Raw genomic sequence first — 22,947 nt, forward strand, 5'->3', positions numbered from 1 at the left:
ATGAAAGTTGCTTTAATCACTGGTGTAAATGGACAAGACGGCGCGTACCTGGCTGAGCTGCTGCTTGAAAAAGGATATATGGTGCATGGCGTAAAACGTCGCGCGTCACTGCTGAACACAGATAGGATCGACCATTTATATCAGGACCCTCATAGTGAAAACGTACGCTTCAGACTGCACTACGGCGATATGACCGATAGTACTAACCTGATCCGTATCATTCAGGAAACGCAACCTGACGAGATCTATAATCTCGCTGCTATGAGCCATGTGAAAGTAAGTTTTGATACACCTGAATATACTGCAAATGCAGATGGTATAGGTACACTGCGCATACTGGAAGCACTGCGCATCTTGAAACTGGAAAAGAAAACAAGGGTATACCAGGCAAGTACTTCCGAGCTGTATGGTCTGGTACAGGAAGTTCCTCAGAGAGAGACCACTCCTTTCTACCCTCGTAGCCCATATGCAGTAGCTAAATTATATGCTTACTGGATCACCGTTAACTACAGGGAAGCATATGGTATGTTTGCCTGCAACGGTATCCTGTTCAACCATGAAAGTCCGCTGCGTGGTGAAACTTTCGTCACCCGTAAGATCACCCGCGCTGTAGCAGCGATCGCACTGGGCCTGCAGGACAAGCTGTACCTGGGTAACCTGGATGCACGCCGTGACTGGGGACACGCGAAAGATTATGTAGAAGCAATGTGGAGAATTCTCCAGCAGGATACACCGGAAGACTATGTGATCGCAACAGGTATCACGACACCGGTACGTGATTTTGTACGTATGGCATTCGCTGAACTGGGCATCGAACTGAAATTCGAAGGTACCGGTGTAGATGAAGTAGCTTACGTAAGCGCTTGTAATAATGAAGAGTATACGCTGCCTATCGGTAAGCAGGTACTGGCAGTTGATCCGGCTTACTTCCGTCCTACAGAAGTGGAACTGCTGATCGGCGATCCTACCAAATCCAAGACTAAATTAGGTTGGGAACCTAAATACGATCTGCAGGAACTGGTGAGTGAAATGGTAACATGCGACGTGGAATTATTCAGAAAAGACAGTAAAACTCAGTGGGAACAATTGGCAGGATAAGAGCTTGCTTTGCCGGAATCTGTTATGCGCGTAAAAGTTTTTAATCAGTTATCAAGTAATCCTAAGTACAACAAAACACTGCAATGGGTAAAACTGCTCACCGTGACCGGGTTTGCCCAGGTGTTTGTACAGGTGGTCAGTTTGCTGAGTGGCATCCTGGTGATCCGCCTGCTGAGTGTTGAAGAATATGCCTTGTACACACTGGCGAATACCATGCTGGGTACAATGACAGTACTTGCCGACGGTGGTATTTCCACCGGTGTGATGTCACAGGGAAGCCAGGTATGGCAGGACCGTGATAAATTAGGCACTGTACTTGCTACAGGGATGGACCTTCGCCGCAAGTTTGCGGTAGGTAGTTTGCTGGTGTCTATACCGGTGCTGCTTTATCTGATGCAGCATCACGGGGCCAGCTGGCTGATGTCCATCCTGATCGTGTTGTCGCTGATCCTGTCTTTCTTCATGGCACTGTCAGGCACACTGTTGCAGATAGCGCCCAAGCTGAGACAGGATATTACGCCGCTGCAAAAGAATCAGGTGATTATGAATATTGGCAGACTGGCATTGCTGTGTCTGACCATTTTCATTTTTCCGTTTGCCTTTATAGCATTACTGGCAGCAGGGTTGCCACAGATTTGGGGGAACCTTAACCTGCGGAAGATCTCTGCAGGATATGCAGACTGGCATAAGAAACCGGATCCACAGATCAGGCAGAATATCATGAAGATGGTGAAAAGATTGCTGCCAATGGCGATCTACACCTGCTTCTCCGGACAGATCACGATCTGGCTCATTTCCATCTTCGGTACCACGGCGGGCGTCGCTTCCCTTGGTGCACTGGACAGATTATCAATGGCCCTCAGTTTTATTACGATCGTCTTTGGTACCGTGGTTTTACCCAGGTTTTCCAGACTGCCGAATAACAAGGGCCTGCTGATGAAACGGTTTATGCAGATTGAAGCCGGATTGCTGGCCATGAGCGTCTGTATCATTTTTACAGCCTGGTTGTTTTCCGCGCAGATATTAAAAGTGCTGGGTCCTAACTATTCTCATCTGACAAATGAAGTGGTATTAAAGATCACGATCAGCTGTCTGGGGATCATTGCCACCTCGACTTTTTCTCTCTTTACCAGCAGAAGCTGGGCCATTAATCCGTTCATTTCAATTCCGGTGAGTATTGCATCGATCGCCATAGGGGTGGCATTTATTGATATCTCCTCTCTGGGCGGTGTACTCCGCATGAACATTATGATACAGCTGATACAGGTAGCGATGAACGTATCGTATAGCCTGATCAAGATCAGCAGAACAAATAACTCTTTACCCACTGAACAATAACAAAGAAATTATATGACATATTACTATCAGGTAGAAGGCTTACTTCGGAACAATATCGGAGACGTACTTCAGGGAATGGTTGCAAAAGACCTTTTGCCTGAAGGCGCAAGGGTAGCTGACAGGGAAGCGATCGCTGACCTGGCTGGCAGAGATAGTGGTGTACTGGTAGCAAATGGCTGGTACATGCACTCTTTTGCGAAGTTTCCTCCACCAGATAATATTACGCCGGTATATGCCGCTGTACACATTGCGAACTCCGCACTGCTGTCAAGCGAACATGTAAGAGAGCATTTCAAAAAGCACGCGCCGATCGGCTGCCGTGATACGAAGACTTTACAGCTGATGCTGGGCTGGGGTATTCCTGCCTACTATTCCAGCTGCCTGACCATCACTGCCAAACCACGTGGTCCTATCAACAGCAAACCTGATGGGGAAGTACTGCTGGTAGATAACGTAGACCATCCGGTACCGGATGATGTAGTGGCCAAACTGGAAAAAGTACTGGGCAGGAAGATGGTGAGAGTATCACACGATCCACCGGATACATCCGGCGATATCGAGGCTTATGCAAAAGTATCTGAGCAGCACATGAACAGTTTGCTGGCACGCTACTGCAATGCTTCCCTGATCCTGACCACCAAGATACACTGTGCGCTGCCATGCCTGGGTATGGGTGCGAACGTAAAGCTGATCCATCCGAATCCTGCTGATCCGCGCCTGGCGACGGTAGCAGAATTTATCGATATTATTTCCTATAAGGATATCCTCAGCAAAGAGGATGCAGGTCTCAACGATTCTCCAGTTAACAAGGAAGCACTGGCTAAAAGAAAACAGTTCCTGCTGCAGCTGATAGCTGACTCTGTAAAAGAGGGCGCCAATGCAGTACAGGTATCAGGAAAAGCGCGTTACCGCCTGATCAGAATGAAAGCTGCCCTGATGGCTAAGCTGTACCGCACGAGCGTTGTACTGTCTTACCGTATGGGATTTGCAAAAGAAAAGATCCAGAGAGTATATGGCGCAGGGTTCTGATAAAAAGAAACGTATACTGGTATACGCTACCCAGTTAATGGAAACCGGAGGTATAGAAAGTCATCTGCTGGAATTTTGCCGGCAGATGGCTGCTAACGGAACAGAGATCGACCTGGTCGTATTGAATGCTGCCACGACACCTGACACCGAAGCTTATTACAGGAGTATCTGCAGAAGGGTATATTTTGGTAAACACGGCCGCTCCTATAAAAGGATGCTGTGGATGCTGCAAACCGGTGCTAGATTACGCACCTCCCGTAAGTACGATGCCGTTTATACCAACGGACAGGGAGAGAGTATCTGGCTATTATCGCGTATGCTGCCAGGGTATGATAAATGGGTACACCATCATCACACTTCCGGCGATGCAAAGGACCAGGCTACCTGGGGAGAGAAGTATAAAAAAACGTTACATACTGCCAATACGATCGTTGCCTGTTCTGTCAGGAATGCCGGTGATATGAAAAGTGTGCTGCACCGGCAGATCGATGTAGTACCGTGTTTCTCAAGAAATGTGGAGGTAACGTTCGCGGAGAATCCTACAGGTAAACTCCGCTTCGGCTACTACGGAAGGCTCATTGCAGAAAAAGGTGTGGACCAGATCTGTAAAATGAGTGAAGATGCAGATCTGAAGGATATAGAGTTTCATCTGTGGGGAGAAGGTAAGCACTATCCGGCGACCTATTTCGATAAATATCCGAATGTACATTATCACGGCACCTTTGCCGGTGAGGAAGGCTTAAAAAGTGCGATCGCCCGACTCGATGCCTATCTGTTGTTGTCCACGCATCCGGAAGGACTGCCTATCAGTTTGCTGGAAGCGATGAGCGCAGGGCTTCCCTGGCTCGCCACTGACAGAGGTGGTATTCCTGATATTGCCTGTGATCCGCTTTCAACCAGGGTCATTCCGGCAACAGCTGATTATAATGAAGCCAAAAACGCTGTTATGGCGTTTGCAAAAGATATCAGAAACGGCTTAGTTACAAAGACGTCCCAGAAGGACCTATATGCGAACAGGTTCTCAGCCGTGGCCTTGCGAACAGCCTGGAGTAATATACTTGGACTTCAAAAGCACCAGAACTAAAATGGTTATTATTTCCCATCCTACAGGTAATGCCAACGTCAGGGCTGCGGTAGCAGGACTGGCCGACGCTGGCGTGCTGGCTGAATTTCATACAGCCATTGCAAGTTTCCCCGGATCCACGTTTGGACGCCTAGCGGGTTTTGGCCCGTTATCAGAAATTAAGCGTCGTAGTTACGAACCGCGTTTACAGCCTTATACGCATCTTTATCCCTGGTATGAACTGGGACGCCTCGCGGCTACCAAAGCAGGCGTAAAAAGCCTGATAAGGTATGAAAAAGGCATGTTCTCAGTAGACTCCGTCTATCATGCGATGGATAAACGGGTAGCCGGCAGATTGAAAAGTGTGGCGGATAAAGTGGACGCGGTATATGGTTATGAAGATGGCGCTATGCTGGCCTTCAGAGAAGCCGGTCGCCTGGGCCTGAAACGCCTCTATGACCTGCCTATCGGTTACTGGCGCGCCTCCCAACGCCTGCTCGGAGACGAAGCAGAGCGCTGGCCGGCATGGAAGAACTCTATAGTGAGTCTGACCGCTTCCCAGAAAAAACTGGACAGGAAAGACGAAGAACTGAAACTGGCTGACAGGATTTTTGTAGCCAGCAGCTTCACTGCCTCAACTTTGAAAGATTACCCCGGTGAACTGTCGCAGATAGACGTGATCCCCTACGGATTTCCTGCTGTGAATGATTCCCGGGACTACCATAAATTATCCGGTCGCCCGCTGAAGATCCTCTTTGTAGGTGGTCTGTCCCAGCGCAAAGGCATCGCCGAACTGTTCGCTGCGGCTGATAGACTGGGCAATGCCGTACAACTGACCATCGTTGGTAAAAAGATGTGCGATAACTGTCCGGTGCTGGATAAAGAACTGGCGAAACATAAATATATCCCAAGTCTGGCGCACGCCGATATCCTGAAACTGATGAGAGAGCAGGATGTATTCATCTTCCCTTCATTGTTCGAAGGATTCGGACTGGTCATCACCGAGGCAATGTCCCAGGGCACGCCGGTGATCACAACAGAACGTACCGCCGGCCCGGACCTGATCACGCACGGAAAGAACGGATGGCTCACAGAAGCTGGTTCTACCGATGCATTATACAATGCCATAGCAGCATTGCTGAACAATCCCGACAGCGTCGCTGAAGCTGGTCTGGCCGCGATGGAAAAAGCGCGTAGCCGGCCCTGGGCAGTGTACGGACAGGAACTGGCAGCAGCTGTCTCTAAAGTTTAATTACAGGATCTTGCAAGTGTGTGAAAATGATGAATCAGTATCCAAATAAAGTATCAGCGGACCGCATGGCCGAACTCGCGTCCATGCGTTACCAGCAGATCATGACCAGAAGCTCCGAAAAGTTGATGCTGCGGCTGAAACAGGGCATCTGGCTGTATCTGCTGCTGTTATTGTTTGAAGGTGCTTTACGTAAGTGGTTCCTGACACCACTGGCTACGCCGTTACTGATCATTCGTGACCCGGTGGCACTGTGGCTGATCGTGGTATGCTGGCAGCGCAAGCTGTTCATACCCTCGTATGCCTTTACGCTGATGACGATCATTGGGGTGCTTGGGTTGATCTTTGCGGTCACGGTAGGGCACGGGAATCCTTTTGTCGCCATCTTCGGTGCACGCATATTACTGATCCACTTCCCGATGATATTCGTTATCCAGAGCCTTTTCACACGCAAGGATGTGATACAGATCGGGAAGTTCATGCTGGTCGTCTCCATCCCCATGATGGTACTGATCGCGTTACAGTTTTATAGTCCGCAGAGTGCCTGGGTGAACAGAGGGGTAGGCGGTGATGAAGCAGGAGCGGGTTTCAGTGGTGCGATGGGATATTTCCGTCCGCCAGGCACGTTCTCTTTCACCAACGGTACGACGTTGTTCTTTAGTTTGTTGGGGCCTTATGTGCTCTACTTCTGGTTGAACCCCGAAGGTGTGAAAAAATGGGTGCTGATGGGGGCCACGATGGCATTACTGGTAGCGATACCATTGTCCATCAGCCGTGCCTTGCTCTTCCAGACACTGATCGGCGTGATGTTCTGCATGTTCGCCGGTTCCAGCAATCCTAAATTTGCAGGTAAACTGTTCGGTGCGCTCTTCGGACTGGTCGTACTGATCGCCATATTGAGCCAGACCTCTATCGTAGGGGGCGCTATAGAAGTATTCCTCGCACGTTTCGATAATGCCAACGAAAGCGAAGGTGGTGTGGAAGGTGTATTTATAGATCGTTTCCTCGGTGGACTCCTCGGTGCATTCACCACTACCTCTGCATTGCCTTTATGGGGCTATGGCATCGGTATGGGAACGAACGTAGGGTCGATGCTGCTGACAGGTGGGGTAACCTTCCTGATCGCAGAAGGAGAGTGGGGAAGAACGATCGGGGAACTGGGACCTATTCTTGGCCTGGGCGTTGTATTCATCCGGATCGGTATGTCCATTAATATGGGGTATCTGTCTTTTATCAGATTAAGACGTACCGGCGACATGCTCGCATGGATGCTGGTGAGTGACTGCTTCCTGTTGCTGGCACAGGGGCAATGGGGACAGCCAACAGCACTTGGATTCTCTGTGTTTGTAAGCGGACTGGTATTCGCTTCTTTACGTGATGATGAAGTGGAAGAAACAGATGAAGTGCAGGATGAAGATACCGCACATCTGCCACCCCGGGAGGTAGTAATGCGCTACAAAAACTAATATTGATGACATCAGTTATGTACGTGCCGGGACGCACGTCATAAGATAGATAACACGATGCTGCTTTTGAACGATCATCACTATGAATACCCTGATGGGAATTGTAAAAATGATGCCGGTAATGGCGTTCGTAAACGGATCGTTGCAGCAGGCCATTCGCCAGTAAGAAGCTTTCCTCCGGCCTGATAATTGTATAAGCGGGAGTGTTTACTATCTGCTCAACAGCTTTGAAGAATGAAGCGCACATGTACGCTCACATACCGATGTGAGTGAACGTCAGCGGAGAACTGGCAATGATATAACCGAACAGGAAAAATTACAGACTAGTATGCACATTGTTTTAGTAGGGAATTATCGCAAGGACAAACAGGAAAGTATGGAGCGATTTGCCCTGATGATGGAAACCGGATTCAACAACGCCGGCCATACTGTGGAAATCTGGCGACCTACTGTATTCTTTGGAAATTTTTTTAAAGCAACAAACGGAGGTATTGCCAAATGGTTCGGCTACGTCGACAAATGGATACTGTTCCCTTTGGTGCTTAGAATGAAAAAGCTTTCCAGATCTAAAGAAACGTTGTACCATGTATGTGATCATTCCAATTCATTTTATGTAACACATCTGCCGGAAGACAGGACAAGCATCACCTGTCATGATGTACTGGCTATCAGAGGCGGACTGGGACATGAAGATGCTTATGCCCCCGCATCCGGCTTCGGGAAATATATGCAGCGCTGGATATTATCCAATCTGCTGAAAGCAAAAAAGATCGCTTGTGTGTCTCAGCTGACATTAGACCAGCTCACAGAACTGGCTGCCGCCAAGGGCAAACGCCCGGCTCACTGGCGAGTGATACACAACGGTTTCAATGCGGACTTTAGCCCTGTTGGCAGGGAAGAGGCGAGAGCACTGCTGAAGGGAACAGGTGTGAACATTGACGAACCATACATCTTTCATGTGGGGTCACGTCAGTTGCGTAAGAACCGGAAGATGCTGATCGATATGGTGCACGCACTGGGTGATCAGTATAAAGGCAAGATCGTATACGCAGGCTTTGATGTAGAACCAGCCCTGTATGAACATGCAGAGAAACTGGGACTGAAAGACAGGGTGATTGCCGTACCGAAGCCACCACATGAAATACTCAGCGCTTTATATAGCTGCAGCTACGCCTTTATCTTTCCTTCATTATCAGAAGGATTTGGCTGGCCGGTCATAGAAGCACAGGCATGTGGAACGCCTGTGATCGCAAGCAGTACGGCCCCTATGCCGGAAGTGAGTGGAGGCGCTGCATTACATGCAGATCCGCAGAAGCCGGAAGAATTTGCAGCAGCCTTACTGAAACTTGCCGACGTTGCTACAAGAGAAGAACTGGTTAAAAGGGGACACCTCAACGTCACTCACTTTACACCCGCCATCATGATGAAAGCCTATCACCAGATGCTGGGCATTCCCGAAGATGGCATCACACAGGGGATACATGAACATAACAGGTCTGTAGTCTTACCACAATAACTGAATAATCACCTAATCAATAGAAAAGAGAACTTCGATGAATATTCTTCATGTCATCCCTACTTATAAGCCGGCTTATATCTACGGTGGCCCTATTTACTCAAGCTCTGCCCTGTGTGAACAACTGGTGGCCGACGGACATACGGTGACCGTACTGACGACAACTGCAAACGGGGAGGTGGAACTGAACGTACCGCCGGGAGTAGAACAGGACGTGGATGGTGTAAAGACGTTGTATTTTAAACGTGTCACAAAAGACAATACCAACTTCTCGCCCGATCTGGTTAAATACCTGTATAAGAATATTAAAAAGTATGATGCTGTACATATCCATTCCTGGTGGAACCTGGTAGCGATCTTCACCGTACTGATATGTTATGTGAAAAGAGTGAGACCGGTGTTCTCCCCAAGAGGAATGCTCTGCCAGTACATCCTGGAAACAAACCATCCTTTTCAGAAGAAGATCATTCAGGCGGTGATCGGTAACAGGCTGCTGCCGAAGGTGAAGTTCCATGCGACTTCTACGATGGAAGTGAATGAGATTAAAGAGATGTACCCTTCTTCCCAGGTAGAGGAAATATTCAATTTCGTCACCGTTCCGGACATGCCTGCTGTCGCTAAGCCAGCTATCGGAGAGAAGATCAGGTTCCTTTTCATGAGCCGTATCGATCCGAAGAAAGGACTGGAGCTGCTGTTTAAAGGACTGAGCATGGTGAACTTCCCTTATGAGCTCACGGTGGCCGGCCCTTTCAAAGAGGAATACGTGGAGCAGTTAAAAGCACTGACCCGCGAGTATAACATCGATCAGCATGTGAACTGGGTAGGTCCTGTATATGGTGATGCCAAGTTCAAACTGCTGCGCGAGCACGATGTCATGGTGCTGACCTCCTACAATGAGAATTTTGCCAATATCGTGATTGAATCACTCGCAATGGGTACGCCGGTGCTGATCAGTAACATGGTCGGACTGAGTGCCTACATCGCCAACAATGATCTGGGATGGATCTCTACGATTGATCCGCAGAACATTAAGGAGACACTGGAAAAAACATACGCGGAGCGCGACAGGTTACCTGAGTTGTCACTGCGTGCGCCGGTATTGATGAAGAAGGATTTTGACAGGAAGCGCCTGGTAAACAAATACCTCGATCTATACCGGGCAAATTAACGACGTGTTCAGACAATGATACGTGCCCGATGGATGAACTGATAGCCGGGATCAGCAATAAGCTGCCGCAAACAAAAAGCACGACTACGTGGTTTATTATCAGGCGTCGGGTGATTTTGACGGGCAGGTAGATCAGGAGCGGCGGTTTTATCCGCAGTGTCTTATACGCGTCTGGCGTAGCTGCGGGTAAGGGCAACGGACAGAGACTGATCTGCGGGGCTGGCAATGTGTTCTGGTAGACGCTGAGATGTATGAATTAAAACGTAATAAGGGATTTTAGAAAGGATGATAGTAAGAGCAAAGAGAAGTACTGTAATAGTTGCACTGGTAATTTATTTAATTGCAGTAGTGTATGTGGTGTTCCTGGAACCGACAAGGGGCGCAGGTGAGCATACTGCCCCACCCAGATGGATACCTGTCAAGAGTACGATCGACTTTATCATTGAGGCGGGACAATCAATACACTATTACAGGTACTGGGCATTCTTCCTGTTGAACCTTCTGGGAAATATTATCATGTTTATGCCGTTCGGAGGCCTGATAGCTGCATTATCGGGTGGCAATGCCAACAAATTCAGAGTTATCACAACTGCATTCATTTTCAGCCTGAGTATTGAACTGCTGCAGCTCGTACTGAACATCGGGGTATTTGACGCTGATGATGTGCTGCTGAATACTTTGGGCGCCTGGCTGGGACTTGTATGGTACCACAGCCTGGTTAAAAAAAATGTGGTCCTTATCTATTAAAATTTCTATTGGAAATGAACAATTTTTATTTGTCACAGGTCCGCCTGAAGGACTTTGATGCTTCTGAAGGCTTAGACCGCGGAGCGGGCAAATTCAAGGAAGCCTGCTGGTATATGGTGAAAATGCTGTTTTTCCTGACAGCCTTTCCTGTGCCTTCTGGTCTGAAAGCAAGACTGCTGCGCCTCTTCGGAGCGAAGGTAGGCAGTGGCGTGGTGATCAAGCCAAGAGTGAACATCCACTTCCCCTGGAAACTGGAAGTCGGTAACGATGTATGGCTGGGTGAAGAAGCCTATCTGCTGAACTTTGAACAAATGGTAGTAGGCAACAACGTCTGCATTTCACAACGCGCATTCCTGTGTGGAGGTAATCATAACTACAGACATCCGGCGATGCCTTACCGTAATGCACCGATCGTACTGATGGACGGTTGCTGGGTAGGCGCCTGTGTGTTTATTGGCCCCGGCGTGACGATAGGGACAGATACAGTCATCACAGCAGGATCGGTAGTGACCGCCAGTGTAACACAGAATGGTATATTCAAAGGCAACCCACTGACCTTTGTATCAGAGAGATGGAAATAACCCAACAACAAAACAAGAAATCTATATAGCGGTATGTCCAAGCGATTATTACTGATTGGAGGTAACTTCTCACCCGAACCAACCGGAATAGGCAAATACAATGGTGAAATGATCAAATGGCTGGCAGCCGGAGGATATGATTGCACCGTAATAACCAGTTATCCCTATTATCCGGAATGGAAGGTGCAGCCTCCATACGACAAGAACAAGAACTGGTATAAGAAGGAAGTGATTGAAAGCAACGGACAGGGAGGAAAGATCACGGTATACCGTTGTCCGCAATACGTACCTGAGAAGCCAACAGGTAAGACCCGTATCATGCTGGACTTTTCATTCGCGGTATCTGCCTTTCTTAAAATACTGCAGTTATTGCCCCGTAAGAAATTTGATGTAGTCATTACTGTAGTGCCGCCTTTTCACTTAGGCTTACTGGCCGTACTATACAAGAAGTTCAGAGGCGCGAAGTTCTTCTATCATATACAGGACATGCAGATAGAAGCAGCACGTGACCTCAATATGATCAAATCTCCCAAGCTGATAAAAATGCTGTTCGGACTGGAACGGTATATATTTAAGAACGCAGACATGGTCAGCAGTATTTCTGATGGCATGATGCGCAGGATCCAGGAGAAAGCAGGGAAAGATATATTCTTCTTCCCGAACTGGGTAGATGTAAGTTTGTTCCATCCTATTGAAGATCGTAACCGGTTAAAGACGGAGTATGGATTTAACAGCAATGACAAGATCGTGCTCTATTCAGGCGCAATAGGCGAGAAGCAGGGACTGGAAGCTATTCTGAAAACAGCAGATACGCTGCGGGAAAATAAACAGCTGAAATTCCTCATCTGCGGATCGGGGCCTTATAAGGAGAAGCTGAAGGCAGATGCGGAAGCAATGGGACTTACCAACGTCATCTTCTTCCCGCTGCAACCATTTGAAAAGTTCAACCAGTTCCTCAATATGGCAGATGTACACCTGGTGATACAGAAAGGAAATGCCAGCGACCTGGTGATGCCTTCCAAGCTGACAACCATCCTGGCTGTGGGCGGACTGGCACTCATCACCGCCAACGAAGGTACCAGTCTGCACGACCTGGTGAAGAAACACAACATGGGTGTGCTGGTAAAAGCAGAAGATCAGGACGCACTTACAGACGGTGTTATCAGAGCGATGCAGGACAATGCCCCTGAAATAGCCATGAACGGCCGTATATACGCAGAGAACTATCTGTCCGTAGGCAAGATCATGTCAAGATTTGAAGAAGCCGTAGTCAATTAATTAACACTACTGAACCGTACTTTATTATGTTAGACCGTTATCTCAAAATATGTAGTATCCAGATACTTGTGCTGGATTTCATATGCCTCAATGCCTTCTTTTTCTTTACGCTTTACTGGATGCAGTCATACGGTATACCCGTAAGCGTGAATAAAGATACCTTCCTGCTTGCAACGAACGTTTCCTGGGTTGTTGCATTGTATACCACCGGTATCTACTTCATGAGCCAGCAGATGTCCGTTGAGCGCATCACCAAGAAGCTGCTGCAGAGTATTATGTTGTACCTGCTGCTGATGCTGGTATTTGTGTTCCTGACCAAGGAAGCTTTTAACAGGATATTCATTCTTTCATACTGTACGCTGTTTATCCTGCTGGTACTGATGGACAGACTGTTCTTCTATATGCTGACCAACTACATCATCCATCGTAAGGAGATCGAGCGTAAGGTGGTGATAGTCGGATATAATGATCTGTCTAAGCAGCTGGTGGATAACCTGACAGGCCGTAAGAGCAACCTGCGTTTTGAAGGTTATTTCGAAGATTATCAGAATGTACATGAGCTGTCGCTGCATCCGGTGATCGGCAATCTGCGTGATTGTATCCCCTATGCACAGTCTAATGGTATCAAGGAGATCTATTCAACGTTATCGCCCGAGCAGTTCCCATATCTGTATACGTTAGCACATGAAGCAGAGCGTCATTTTATCCGCTTCCGTTTTGTGCCGGACTTCAGGATGTTTGTAAACCGCCGGATGCACGTCGACTATCTGGATAATATTCCGATCATTTCTTTGCGGTCAGAGCCATTGGATGATGTGGCGAATCGCCTGAGGAAACGTATTTTCGATATTATGTTCAGCGGTGCAGTGATGTTGTTTATCCTTAGCTGGCTCATTCCGTTACTGGCATTGCTGGTGAAGCTGGAATCTAGAGGACCGGTGTTTTTTATACAGCACCGTACCGGACGTAACAATGAGACGTTCCGTTGTCTGAAATTCAGAAGTATGTATGTGAATAACGAAGCCAACTCAAAACAGGCTACCAGGAATGACCGTCGTTTCACGAGAGTAGGTCGTATACTGCGTAAGACAAACCTGGATGAGATGCCGCAGTTCCTGAACGTATTTCTCGGCGATATGTCTATCGTAGGTCCTCGTCCGCACATGCTGAAACATACAGAAGAGTATTCTGCTATCATTCAGAAATATATGATCCGTCACTTCCTGAAACCTGGTATTACAGGATGGGCCCAGGTGAATGGTTATCGTGGAGAGATCACGGATGAATTACATCTGCGTAAACGTATTGAGCATGATATCTGGTACATGGAAAACTGGTCGGTGTGGCTGGATCTGCGTATCATATTTCTTACTGTATTCAACACCGTGAAGGGAGATAAAAACGCTTTTTAACAAATTTTATAGCATATTTTACTCGTATTAGTAAGAATGTTAATAGAAAAGAAAGCGCGTTAAGTGTTAATTTTACACTCCGGTAGTAGTCAGGGGACGCCGGAGTCAATCAGGGAGGCCTGTAAACAACGTTACATGAAAAGTTCTGTGTCAGCACAAAATTTCCTTGATGACAGCCGGTTGACAGAAGATATCTTTCACGAATTGAAGTCTATTGTAGCAAGCATTCTTTCAAGCGTAGAACTGATAGTTTTATATGACGGGAAAGCGATGGGAAGCAAGATCACCCGTCAGGCGGAATCAATCAAATCGCAGGTAATAGAACTGGATTTTCAATTACAGAATATCAGGACTATACAATACATGCTGACGAAGACGTTTCAGCTAAAGCGAAAGACGACGAATGTGTTATTCTTCCTGGGCCAACTTATACGTGAAGAACCATATCACCAGTTGTTGTCACCTGCTGTTGAAATACAATCTGCCAAAATACCCGTTGAAGCCAACATAGATGAGCCGGTAATGCGACAGTTGATCCTGAATCTGTTTTTTTGGATGAACAGGCATTCACCCACCCATCAGCTCCCGAAGATGGTATTTAGTTTTGAGCCGGGTTATTTTCAGATCAAAGGATCTTTTTATACAAACTATATCTTTTCAGCTCCATTGAAATCAACGGAGAAGGGAGATACAGAAATAATACACCAGCCGGTATGTCAGATGATGTCCTATTTCGCCGCCTTACACGACGGTACATTTGAGATAGTGGCGGAGCCGGAGAAAAATGTGGAGGTGCTGGTGAAAATCCCCTGCAGGTCTTAAGTACTGCAGGCACAAACAAGTCTCTTAGAAACAATAAGATAAGGTTAAAACAAAAGGGGATATTTCCATATCCCCTATTTTTTTTATTACCAGTATGTAAAGTTCCTTAGCTCTTCAGTTTCAGTACCGCATTAGACCAGTCTCTTACCTGCTCAAGCAGTGTCGGGTTGTCCGCCAGTTTCTGACCATAGGAAGGGATCATTTCTTTCAGCTTATTATTCCAGGCTGGTGTCGCCAGCAGCTTAGGGAAACAACGCTCTAACAGCTCCAGCATAATTGACACCGCAGTGGACGCACCCGGGGAAGCACCGAGCAGTGCTGCGATAGAACCATCGGCTGCACTTACTACCTCTGTACCAAATTCCAGGATACCACCATGCTCCTCATCTTTCTTAATTACCTGCACACGCTGTCCGGCTACTTCCAGTTCCCAGTCTTCCATTTTGGCTTCAGGCAGGAATGCCTGTAATGCTTCCAGTCTTTCTTCCGGCGACTGACGTACCTGATCGATCAGGTATTTGGTCAGCGGGAGGTTGTCCATACCGGCCGCCAGCATAGGGCGGATATTACTGAATTTAATAGATCGTGGGAGATCCAGCCAGGAACCTTTCTTCAGGAACTTGGTGGAGAAGCCTGCGTAAGGGCCAAATAACAGGGCCTTCTTGCCATCTATCATACGGGTATCCAGGTGGGGTACGGACATTGGAGGTGCGCCTACAGATGCTTTACCATATACCTTTGCCGCGTGTTTTTCAATGACAGCGGGGTTTTTACACACCAGCCACTGACCACTTACAGGGAAGCCACCAAAGCCTTTACCTTCAGGAATATCTGATTTCTCCAGTAATGGCAGTGAGCCACCACCAGCACCGATGAATACAAATCTTGTGTGTAATTCTCTTTTCTTGCCAGTCTCCAGGTTCTTCACTTTCAGGTGCCATCTGCCATCAGCCTCTTGTTTTAAACCACGTACTTCATGATTCAGATGCAGATGTACACCATTTTGTTGTTGCAGGTAGGCAATGAGCGCGCGGGTCAGTGCTCCGAAGTTGATGTCAGTGCCTGCGTCCATGCGGGTAGCCGCTACTTTTTCAGCAGGATCGCGTCCTTCCATCACCAATGGGATCCATTTCTTCAGTACTTCCGCATCTTCGGAGTACTGCATACCCTTGAATAAGTTATTGCTTTCCAGCGATTGCTGGCGTTTCTTGAGGTATTCTACGTTCTTTTCGCCCCATACAAAGCTCATGTGAGGGATGCTCTGTATAAATGTCTCCGGGGACTTGACACAACCCTGTTGTACGAGGAAAGCCCAGAATTCCTTGGATACTTCAAAGGATTCAGCGATCTTGATCGCTTTACCGATCTCAATGGAACCATTGGATTTTTCAGGTGTATAGTTTAGTTCGCAGAAGGCGGAATGCCCTGTTCCTGCGTTATTCCATGCATCCGAACTTTCTCCTGCAATGATATCCAGTCTTTCGAATATCTCAATGGTCAGTTCCGGTTGTAATTCTTTCAACAGTACGCCAAGCGTTGCACTCATTATGCCCGCACCGATTAGAACGATGTCAGGCGCCGATTTAGGAGACATATTATCTTTATTTACGCGATTTGCACCGCAAAAATAGTACTAAAAACATTAGTTGTATAACGTTTTACTTGTTGCATAGTGTCTTTTTATGATAATATCCCCGCAATTTTCACTGTAAACACCTGCTGTCGTGCATATGCGAAAAATGTAAATATAATGTTAATGCTGCTCACCGGCCAGCCATCCGAGAGATGTTGCAGGCACTGTGGCAAAGCTGTCCCGCTCCGCATCACACAATGAGCAGTGATAATCTGGCGGTAATGCATCAAATGCTGTCCCCGGCATTACGTCCTGCTCAGGATCACCGATATGCTCATCATACACCGTCAGGCAGCGTGTACACTGATGTACGAACTTCTCTACGGGAGACACGACCGTAACGGTCTGCTGGCCAGCCACATAGTTCACCAGCGGATCTGCTACGGCACTGTTCTCATAAAATTCCCTGCATAAGGACGTGATATAGGGCCCCAGATGTTCTTTGGCTACTCCTGTGCGGTACGGCAATAAAGTGCCGGAATTGGGGTTAAAATCCTGTGTATAGAGGATGTCATACCGGTGGTGTCCTTTCAGACGGCTTTTGTATTTGTCTTCCTGCTTGCTGATCACGATGGAACCGAAGCAGTTATTACCCGGATTGATCCGGATACTGAAACACAAACCATATGTTCTGACATCTGCATTATCAAAATGCCGGATGATATGTCTTTTAATGATCAGCGCATCTTCACTGTTGTCTTCCACATGCCAGTTCAGTTCATTCGCCGCGTGCCTTACGTTAATGCCGTATTTGCCCAGGATATAGTCCCACAGTCTTCTGTGCTCCGGTGCTATATTTTTGACAATGAGCGATTTCCAGGAAGTTGCGTATAGTTGTCCGGTCCTGGTCTCCAGGCAGATGTTACACAGGTTACGCAGAAATTCCACCGGAAACTCTTCATCACGCCGGTAGATACCCAGCCAGTAATGATTCTCATGCCGGTTAAATCCTTCGTAATAAGGCAGGTGGAAGGCCGGTAATTCCAGCTCGGTGGTCACCGGTTTACAGGTATACTCAAGCTGTGTCTTCACCGCCGCATACAGGGCCTCCGTCGTAATATCGGGTGTGGCAGCCAGTATTGCTTCGATACACTGACTCACCTGTGCGATGTTGTTCGTGTAGATCAGATCAGGCCAGGCAAAGAGCCGGCTGCTTTTTGGAAAGCGGATGAACAGGTACCAGTAATGGGCCGCACCTGCTGCTATCCAGTTGATATGGCCCGAAAAGAAAGGCGTGAACGTCTGCCGGCTATCACAGATGTTCACTTTCAGTGCGGGCGGAAAGTCGAAGAGTGCGAACACGTCTTTATAGATACCCTCGGTCAGCCATCCGTCACTAATGAAAATACCGGCTCCGGGATAGGAGCTGGCGATGTTCGGTGCGGCGCCGTACGCATGAATAGCGATCTGCTCTCGCGCACAACCGGCTTCAAACTGTTCATAATATTTACCGGGTACCTCTATCAGCAACTGCTGCCGTAATCCAAACCGTACCTGTGCTACCCTGGCCGCTGTGGCTATATCCAGTATTGTCAGCAGCTGACCGGGAGAAATAATTCCCCCGGTAAAGTTAATGCTCACGGTCTGTGTATATCTGCTCATGTTTAAACTGCTTGCATGATAAGTACTGTTCCTTCTTTTTTCTCCGCCGGCACCTCCCTTTCCAGGATCGCTTTGATCTCCGGCCGGCAACTGCCGCAGCCCATCCCTGCACCTGACGACTGACAAACACTTTCCAGCGTCTGACAGCCTTCTCTTATTTTCTCGCAGATGTTACCTTCTCCTACGCTCCCGCAACTGCATACCAGCTTACCGATCACCGGCGCGGCCTTTTTGCCCGAGCGCAGTAGTTCCAGTCTTTTTTCTGATAATTCTATCCTGTTGGCGATCAGGTCCCTGAACTCCAGGAATTCTGACTTGTCACCTATCAGTATCGCACCTACGAGCCTGTCATTGTGAATGACGCACTTCTTGTAGTAACGTTTTGATTTGTCAATGAACACCACTTCCTCATATGCCGGATCATCCGGGGTTTCTATCATCCCCAGTGAACAAAGATCTGTACCATGCATCTTGAGGATGTTCATGAACAGCGAGCCCTGATAATATCCGGTGAGGTCACCTGCCAAATGTCCTGCGACAATAGCGGCCTGTTGCTCCGCTGCTGCTGTGATGCCATACAGCGTACCGTTGAACTCAGCGATCTCTCCGATAGCATAGATGCTTGGATCGCTGGTCATCAGGTATTCATTGACCACTACACCTCTCTTGCACACCAGGGAGCAGGCCCTGGCCAGTTCGATGTTAGGAACAGTACCTATCGACATGACTACCGCCTGACAGGCTACCTGCCTGCCGCTTTTCAGGCGTACGCCATCCAGGTGATGCAGTCCGGTGAACCGTTCTATCTCATCGTTATATAAAATTTCAATTCCTCTGTCCGTCAGCTCTTCATATAACAGCTGGCTGCCCAGGGCATCCAGCTGTCTGTCCATCAGCTTAGAGGTACGTTGTAATACAGCGACCTCTATATCCATTTCTCTTAGTGAAGCAGCTAATTCAATACCCAGCAGTCCGCCGCCTACAATGATCACTTTCCCCTGTGCCGGATCAATATGCCGTACGAAGGCATCTGCGTCCCTGCGGTTACGCATGGTGAAGATGCCCTGCAGCGGCGGTGTGTCCTTCAGCGTTGCTGCCCGACTGCCCATACCCAGTATCAGGATGTCATATTCGTGCACATGGCCGTTACTGTCAGTTACTGTTTTATGTTCCCTGTCTATCTTATCAATGCTCACACCCCGGTGTAATGTGATGTCCAGCTTATCTTCCTCGTCGTCCGTCATCTTGACCAGCTGTTCCCATTGCTGCGTCCCACTGATATAGTCAGGTAACATCACCCTGTTATAAAAAGGCTGATCTTCTTTACTGAATACCGTAATAGGATCCGTGGTATTCAGTGCTCTGTATGATTTTGCAAAGCCACAGGCGCCTGCACCTGCACCAATGATGATGATGCGCTGTAGTGGTTTGCTGTAAGGTTTAACCTGTACAGTGGTGTACTTCAGGTCCGGTTGTTTGGAGATCTTATCCACCAGCCTGTTAGTGAGATTGTTTGCCCGGCTGAGATCATTGTCCAGTATCTTGCCCCAGTGCATTGGCAGGAATACCACGCCTTTTTTGATAAGGGTACTCAGTTGCGCTTTGACGCGTACCACACCATTCGCACTGAAGATCTCAACAATATCCGCTTCCCGGATATGCCGTTCCCGGGCGTCGTCAGGATGTATTTCCAGCAGCGGTGCCGGAATATGTTGTTTCAGCTTACTGACCTTCCCGGTTTTGCTCATCGTATGCCATTGGTCGCGGATACGGCCGGTGGTAAGGATCAGCGGGAATTCCGGATCAGGTGCAGCGGACCGGTTATCGTCCGGAAAAGAATGTATGATTGCTTTGGTGGATGATGTATAGAACCGGTGGTCAGTGAATAATCTGGGTGTCCCTGCTCCGGTGGCGCCGGCAGGGTAGGGCCATTGTAAGGATCTTTTTTCTTTCAGCAGGTCATAGCTGACACCGCTGACATCGATATGGGTACCTGCTGTCAGTCGCGTATGTTCCGCATAGATGTCAGCCGGACGCTCATAATCAAATCCCGTGAATCCCATTTTCTTCGCGAAACGGCAAATGATCTCTGCATCGGGGAGGGCTTCTCCTGGTGCTTCATTGACCCGTTGCAGATAGGTGATACGTCTTTCTGCATTGGTCATGGTACCCTCTTTTTCTGTCCATGCGGCGGCTGGTAGCACGACGTCGGCATATTTTAAGGTCTCTGGTTTATCAGAGATCTCCTGCACTACGACAAACTTCGCTTTCCGGAGTGCAGCTTCCGCCATGCGTGCGTCCGGTAAACTTACCAGCGGATTGGTACACATGATCCAGATGGCTTTGAGTCGGCCATCATTCAGTGCCTCGAACATTTCAGTGGCGGTCAGTCCTGGTTTGTCGGAAAGTTGTGTACCTCCCCAGAAGGCTTCCACTTCTTTCCGGTGTGCCGGATTGTCCAGTACACGGTGAGCAGGCAGCATGTTTGATAGTCCGCCTACTTCTCTGCCGCCCATGGCATTGGGCTGGCCGGTCAGTGAGAAGGGCCCGCAACCTGGTTTGCCGATCTTGCCGGTAATGAGATTGAGATTGATCAGGCTGAGGTTCTTATGCACACCTACGGCGCTCTGGTTCAGGCCCATGGTCCACATCGTCATGAATCCGCGTGCGTTGCCCAGCATCGCTGCCGCTTCATAGATCAGCTCTTCAGCGATACCGCAGATCGCAGCAGCACTGCTGATGCTGCGTTCCATGACGGTATCACGGTATTTGATAAAGCCTTCGGTATGTTGCTGAATGAACTGATGATCGATATGACCAGCTTCTATCAGTACTCTGCCGATAGCATGATGCAATACGATGTCCGTACCTGGCATCAGCTGCAGGTGTACGTCTGCGATGGCGCAGCTTTGTGTAACGCGCGGATCGCTGACGATGATCTTTAGTGCGGGGTTCTTCTCTTTGGCGGCTTCTATCCTGCGCCATAATATAGGATGGCACCAGGCTGGATTAGCGCCGGCTACAAAGATGCAATCGGTCAGCTCTATATCGTCATACGATCCTGGTACACTATCTTCACCGAGTGAGAGTTTGTAGGCAGCTACGGCGCTGCTCATACACAACCGGGAGTTGGTATCTATGTTATTACTGCCAATAAATCCCTTGATCAGTTTATTCACCACATAATATTCTTCCGTCAGGCATTGTCCTGAAGCGTAGAAGGCGACGGAGTCCGGGCCATATTGTTCGATCATTTGTCTGAATACAGCTGCGGTCCGCTCAAGTGCCTGGTCCCAGGAAACACGCTGCCTTGGCAGGTGCCGGTGGTAGCGCATTTCCGGGTAATAAAGCCTGTCTGATGTGTCCATCACCGTGTAATGCAGGTTCATGCCTTTAGAGCAAAGCATGCCCTTGTTCACCGGGTGATCTTTATCTCCTTCCACGCTGATCTTTCCCTGCCTGTCCCTGTGTACGACAATACCGCATCCGACGCCGCAATAGCAGCAGGTGCTCCGGTAACTGCCCGCAGGAAGTTGATGTTGATGATTGCCTGTCATGGGTTATTCTGCAAATGCTACCTGACCGGCGTTGGCCGTAGTCGTTTCAGTAGCCGGTTTTTTGATAAATCTGGTCAGCAGTACGATGATGGATACCGCGATCACGATATACCCGATGTAGGAGAATGCTTCTACGTAGGTGATCGTGGAGGACTTAAAGAGGAAGCCGAACAGCATACCTCCCAGGTTACCACCTGCACCTACAATGCCGCTTACCAGTCCGACGTTCTTTTCGTTAACGAATGGTACAATACCATAGGTGGCGCCATTGGCCATCTTCAGGAATAATGCAAAGCTCAGCATGGAGATGATAGCCATGACCAGCGAGCCTGCCTGTGCGAAGAACAGCAGTCCGATACCTTCCAGTAAGAGTACAAAAGCCAGCAGCAGACCTTTACCACGCATGCCTGATCTTGCACCTACCTTGTCCGATATGATACCGCCCAGTGCCCGGGCGAAGATGTTCATAAAGCCGAAGATGCCCGCCCAGAAGCCCGCACTGCTTTGTGACAGATGGAAGGTATCCACGAAGTGTAAAGAAGCGACATTGTCGAAAGTGATCTCCATGCCGAAGCACATGCCGTATGCCAATGTCAGTGCCCAGATGCGCCAGTCGGCCAGGATGGTCCAGTCAGTTTTTGATTTTCCTTTATCCAGGTTGCGGTTGATCTCATCGAAGTTACCGGCCGGTGTATCTTTTGTGAATTTATAGTACAGCCATGCTACGATCAGCATCATTACGCCGGGTACGATCATCGCAAAGCGCCATGCTTCCTGTTTTGTATAGCCGAAGCCTACGATGGCGGCAAAGATCAGTGGCATGACCATGTTGGTCACACCGCCACCCAGGTTACCCCATCCACCGGTAATAGCATTGGCAGTGCCTTTGATATTAGCGGCGAACATCATGGAGGTATGGAACTGTGTCACCACGAATGATGCGCCGATCACGCCTATTGCCAGGCGGAAGAGCAGGAACGTTGTGTAGTCGTGTGAGAGTCCTACGAGGAATACAGGTAACGAGCCAACGATGAGTAACCGGATGGCCGTTTTACGAGGTCCCCATATATCACAGAGCTTACCGATGATCAGTCGTGCGATGATCGTGCTGGATACAGATGCAATAATGATATTACCTACCTGTGCTTTGCTCAGTCCGAGATCTTCTCTGATAGTCGGCATGAGTGGTGCGAGGCCAAACCATCCGAAGAAGCATACGAAAAACATCAGCCACGTGGTGTGAAAGGAACGCATGTGGATGCTGTCCAGTGAAAAGAGCGGTAGTTTATTGAGAGGTTGCGTGTTCATAATTGATAATTGGGAATTAAGAATCAGGAAGCAGGCATTAGAATCAGGAGCCGGAAAGGGAGAACCAGTAATATGCTAAG

The 22,947-nt window shown here is 48.4% G+C and carries 17 protein-coding genes; 13 read left to right on the plus strand and 4 right to left on the minus strand.

Annotated features, from left to right (window positions below):
• From gmd to GWR21_RS27155, 13 genes are all read left to right on the plus strand, one after another.
• Nucleotides 1-1,098 carry a GDP-mannose 4,6-dehydratase gene (gene gmd, locus GWR21_RS27095; RefSeq protein ID WP_162334839.1) on the plus strand — a complete coding sequence of 366 codons (1,098 nt, stop codon included), beginning with the start codon at nt 1-3 and terminating at the stop codon, nt 1,096-1,098.
• 24 nt (nt 1,099-1,122) lie between these two features.
• Nucleotides 1,123-2,436 (plus strand): MATE family efflux transporter, encoded by a 1,314-nt coding sequence (locus tag GWR21_RS27100; protein WP_162334840.1) that lies wholly within the window; start codon nt 1,123-1,125, stop codon nt 2,434-2,436.
• 12 nt (nt 2,437-2,448) lie between these two features.
• The gene (locus GWR21_RS27105; RefSeq protein WP_162334841.1) at nt 2,449-3,465 is read left to right on the plus strand and encodes a polysaccharide pyruvyl transferase family protein; all 1,017 of its coding nucleotides are present in this window, start codon (nt 2,449-2,451) and stop codon (nt 3,463-3,465) included.
• Nucleotides 3,422-4,549, plus strand: a complete 1,128-nt coding sequence (locus tag GWR21_RS27110) for a glycosyltransferase family 4 protein (RefSeq protein WP_162334842.1) — start codon at nt 3,422-3,424, stop codon at nt 4,547-4,549. Before GWR21_RS27105 ends, GWR21_RS27110 begins: the two co-directional genes overlap by 44 nt.
• A 1-nt stretch (nt 4,550) precedes the next feature.
• Complete coding sequence (locus GWR21_RS27115; RefSeq protein WP_162334843.1) at nt 4,551-5,780, plus strand: glycosyltransferase family 4 protein; 1,230 nt, start codon at nt 4,551-4,553, stop codon at nt 5,778-5,780.
• A gap of 65 nt (nt 5,781-5,845) precedes the next feature.
• Nucleotides 5,846-7,243 carry a hypothetical protein gene (locus tag GWR21_RS27120; protein WP_202928996.1) on the plus strand — a complete coding sequence of 466 codons (1,398 nt, stop codon included), beginning with the start codon at nt 5,846-5,848 and terminating at the stop codon, nt 7,241-7,243.
• A 328-nt stretch (nt 7,244-7,571) separates the two neighbouring features.
• A complete protein-coding gene (locus GWR21_RS27125) occupies nt 7,572-8,759 on the plus strand; it encodes a glycosyltransferase family 4 protein (protein WP_162334844.1) in 1,188 nt (395 codons plus the stop codon).
• Between the two features lie 37 nt (nt 8,760-8,796).
• Nucleotides 8,797-9,927 carry an XrtY-associated glycosyltransferase XYAG1 gene (locus GWR21_RS27130; protein ID WP_162334845.1) on the plus strand — a complete coding sequence of 377 codons (1,131 nt, stop codon included), beginning with the start codon at nt 8,797-8,799 and terminating at the stop codon, nt 9,925-9,927.
• 285 nt (nt 9,928-10,212) lie between these two features.
• A complete protein-coding gene (locus GWR21_RS27135; RefSeq protein ID WP_162334846.1) occupies nt 10,213-10,674 on the plus strand; it encodes a VanZ family protein in 462 nt (153 codons plus the stop codon).
• Nucleotides 10,675-10,688: 14 nt separating this feature from the next.
• Nucleotides 10,689-11,255 carry a WcaF family extracellular polysaccharide biosynthesis acetyltransferase gene (locus GWR21_RS27140; RefSeq protein ID WP_162334847.1) on the plus strand — a complete coding sequence of 189 codons (567 nt, stop codon included), beginning with the start codon at nt 10,689-10,691 and terminating at the stop codon, nt 11,253-11,255.
• Between the two features lie 33 nt (nt 11,256-11,288).
• Nucleotides 11,289-12,533: a WcaI family glycosyltransferase gene (locus tag GWR21_RS27145; RefSeq protein ID WP_162334848.1), complete on the plus strand. Its 1,245-nt coding sequence runs from the start codon at nt 11,289-11,291 to the stop codon at nt 12,531-12,533.
• 26 nt (nt 12,534-12,559) lie between these two features.
• Nucleotides 12,560-13,945 (plus strand): undecaprenyl-phosphate glucose phosphotransferase, encoded by a 1,386-nt coding sequence (locus GWR21_RS27150; protein WP_162334849.1) that lies wholly within the window; start codon nt 12,560-12,562, stop codon nt 13,943-13,945.
• Nucleotides 13,946-14,080: 135 nt separating this feature from the next.
• Nucleotides 14,081-14,767 (plus strand): histidine kinase, encoded by a 687-nt coding sequence (locus tag GWR21_RS27155; protein ID WP_162334850.1) that lies wholly within the window; start codon nt 14,081-14,083, stop codon nt 14,765-14,767.
• Nucleotides 14,768-14,873: 106 nt separating this feature from the next.
• Here GWR21_RS27155 and GWR21_RS27160 read toward each other — a convergent pair whose 3' ends face one another.
• From GWR21_RS27160 to GWR21_RS27175, 4 genes are all read right to left on the minus strand, one after another.
• Nucleotides 14,874-16,361: a malate:quinone oxidoreductase gene (locus GWR21_RS27160; RefSeq protein WP_162334851.1), complete on the minus strand. Its 1,488-nt coding sequence runs from the start codon at nt 16,359-16,361 to the stop codon at nt 14,874-14,876.
• Nucleotides 16,362-16,520: 159 nt separating this feature from the next.
• Complete coding sequence (locus GWR21_RS27165) at nt 16,521-18,002, minus strand: rubredoxin (RefSeq protein WP_162334852.1); 1,482 nt, start codon at nt 18,000-18,002, stop codon at nt 16,521-16,523.
• A gap of 2 nt (nt 18,003-18,004) precedes the next feature.
• The gene (locus GWR21_RS27170) at nt 18,005-21,559 is read right to left on the minus strand and encodes a nitrate reductase (RefSeq protein WP_162334853.1); all 3,555 of its coding nucleotides are present in this window, start codon (nt 21,557-21,559) and stop codon (nt 18,005-18,007) included.
• Nucleotides 21,560-21,562: 3 nt separating this feature from the next.
• On the minus strand, nt 21,563-22,867 hold the full coding sequence (locus GWR21_RS27175; protein WP_162334854.1) for a NarK family nitrate/nitrite MFS transporter: 1,305 nt from the start codon (nt 22,865-22,867) through the stop codon (nt 21,563-21,565).
• Nucleotides 22,868-22,947 lie beyond the last annotated feature (80 nt).

This window comes from Chitinophaga agri (genome assembly GCF_010093065.1).
Classification (GTDB): domain Bacteria; phylum Bacteroidota; class Bacteroidia; order Chitinophagales; family Chitinophagaceae; genus Chitinophaga; species Chitinophaga agri.

Bases quoted from the DNA above. Each gene is read 5' to 3' on its own strand.
- gmd (WP_162334839.1), top strand. From the start codon at position 1: ATGAAAGTTGCTTTAATCACTGGTGTAAATGGACAAGACGGCGCGTAC.
- GWR21_RS27100 (WP_162334840.1), top strand. From the start codon at position 1,123: ATGCGCGTAAAAGTTTTTAATCAGTTATCAAGTAATCCTAAGTACAAC.
- GWR21_RS27105 (WP_162334841.1), top strand. From the start codon at position 2,449: ATGACATATTACTATCAGGTAGAAGGCTTACTTCGGAACAATATCGGA.
- GWR21_RS27115 (WP_162334843.1), top strand. From the start codon at position 4,551: ATGGTTATTATTTCCCATCCTACAGGTAATGCCAACGTCAGGGCTGCG.
- GWR21_RS27120 (WP_202928996.1), top strand. From the start codon at position 5,846: ATGGCCGAACTCGCGTCCATGCGTTACCAGCAGATCATGACCAGAAGC.
- GWR21_RS27125 (WP_162334844.1), top strand. From the start codon at position 7,572: ATGCACATTGTTTTAGTAGGGAATTATCGCAAGGACAAACAGGAAAGT.
- GWR21_RS27130 (WP_162334845.1), top strand. From the start codon at position 8,797: ATGAATATTCTTCATGTCATCCCTACTTATAAGCCGGCTTATATCTAC.
- GWR21_RS27135 (WP_162334846.1), top strand. From the start codon at position 10,213: ATGATAGTAAGAGCAAAGAGAAGTACTGTAATAGTTGCACTGGTAATT.
- GWR21_RS27140 (WP_162334847.1), top strand. From the start codon at position 10,689: ATGAACAATTTTTATTTGTCACAGGTCCGCCTGAAGGACTTTGATGCT.
- GWR21_RS27145 (WP_162334848.1), top strand. From the start codon at position 11,289: ATGTCCAAGCGATTATTACTGATTGGAGGTAACTTCTCACCCGAACCA.
- GWR21_RS27150 (WP_162334849.1), top strand. From the start codon at position 12,560: ATGTTAGACCGTTATCTCAAAATATGTAGTATCCAGATACTTGTGCTG.
- GWR21_RS27155 (WP_162334850.1), top strand. From the start codon at position 14,081: ATGAAAAGTTCTGTGTCAGCACAAAATTTCCTTGATGACAGCCGGTTG.
- GWR21_RS27160 (WP_162334851.1), bottom strand. From the start codon at position 16,361: ATGTCTCCTAAATCGGCGCCTGACATCGTTCTAATCGGTGCGGGCATA.
- GWR21_RS27165 (WP_162334852.1), bottom strand. From the start codon at position 18,002: ATGAGCAGATATACACAGACCGTGAGCATTAACTTTACCGGGGGAATT.
- GWR21_RS27170 (WP_162334853.1), bottom strand. From the start codon at position 21,559: ATGACAGGCAATCATCAACATCAACTTCCTGCGGGCAGTTACCGGAGC.
- GWR21_RS27175 (WP_162334854.1), bottom strand. From the start codon at position 22,867: ATGAACACGCAACCTCTCAATAAACTACCGCTCTTTTCACTGGACAGC.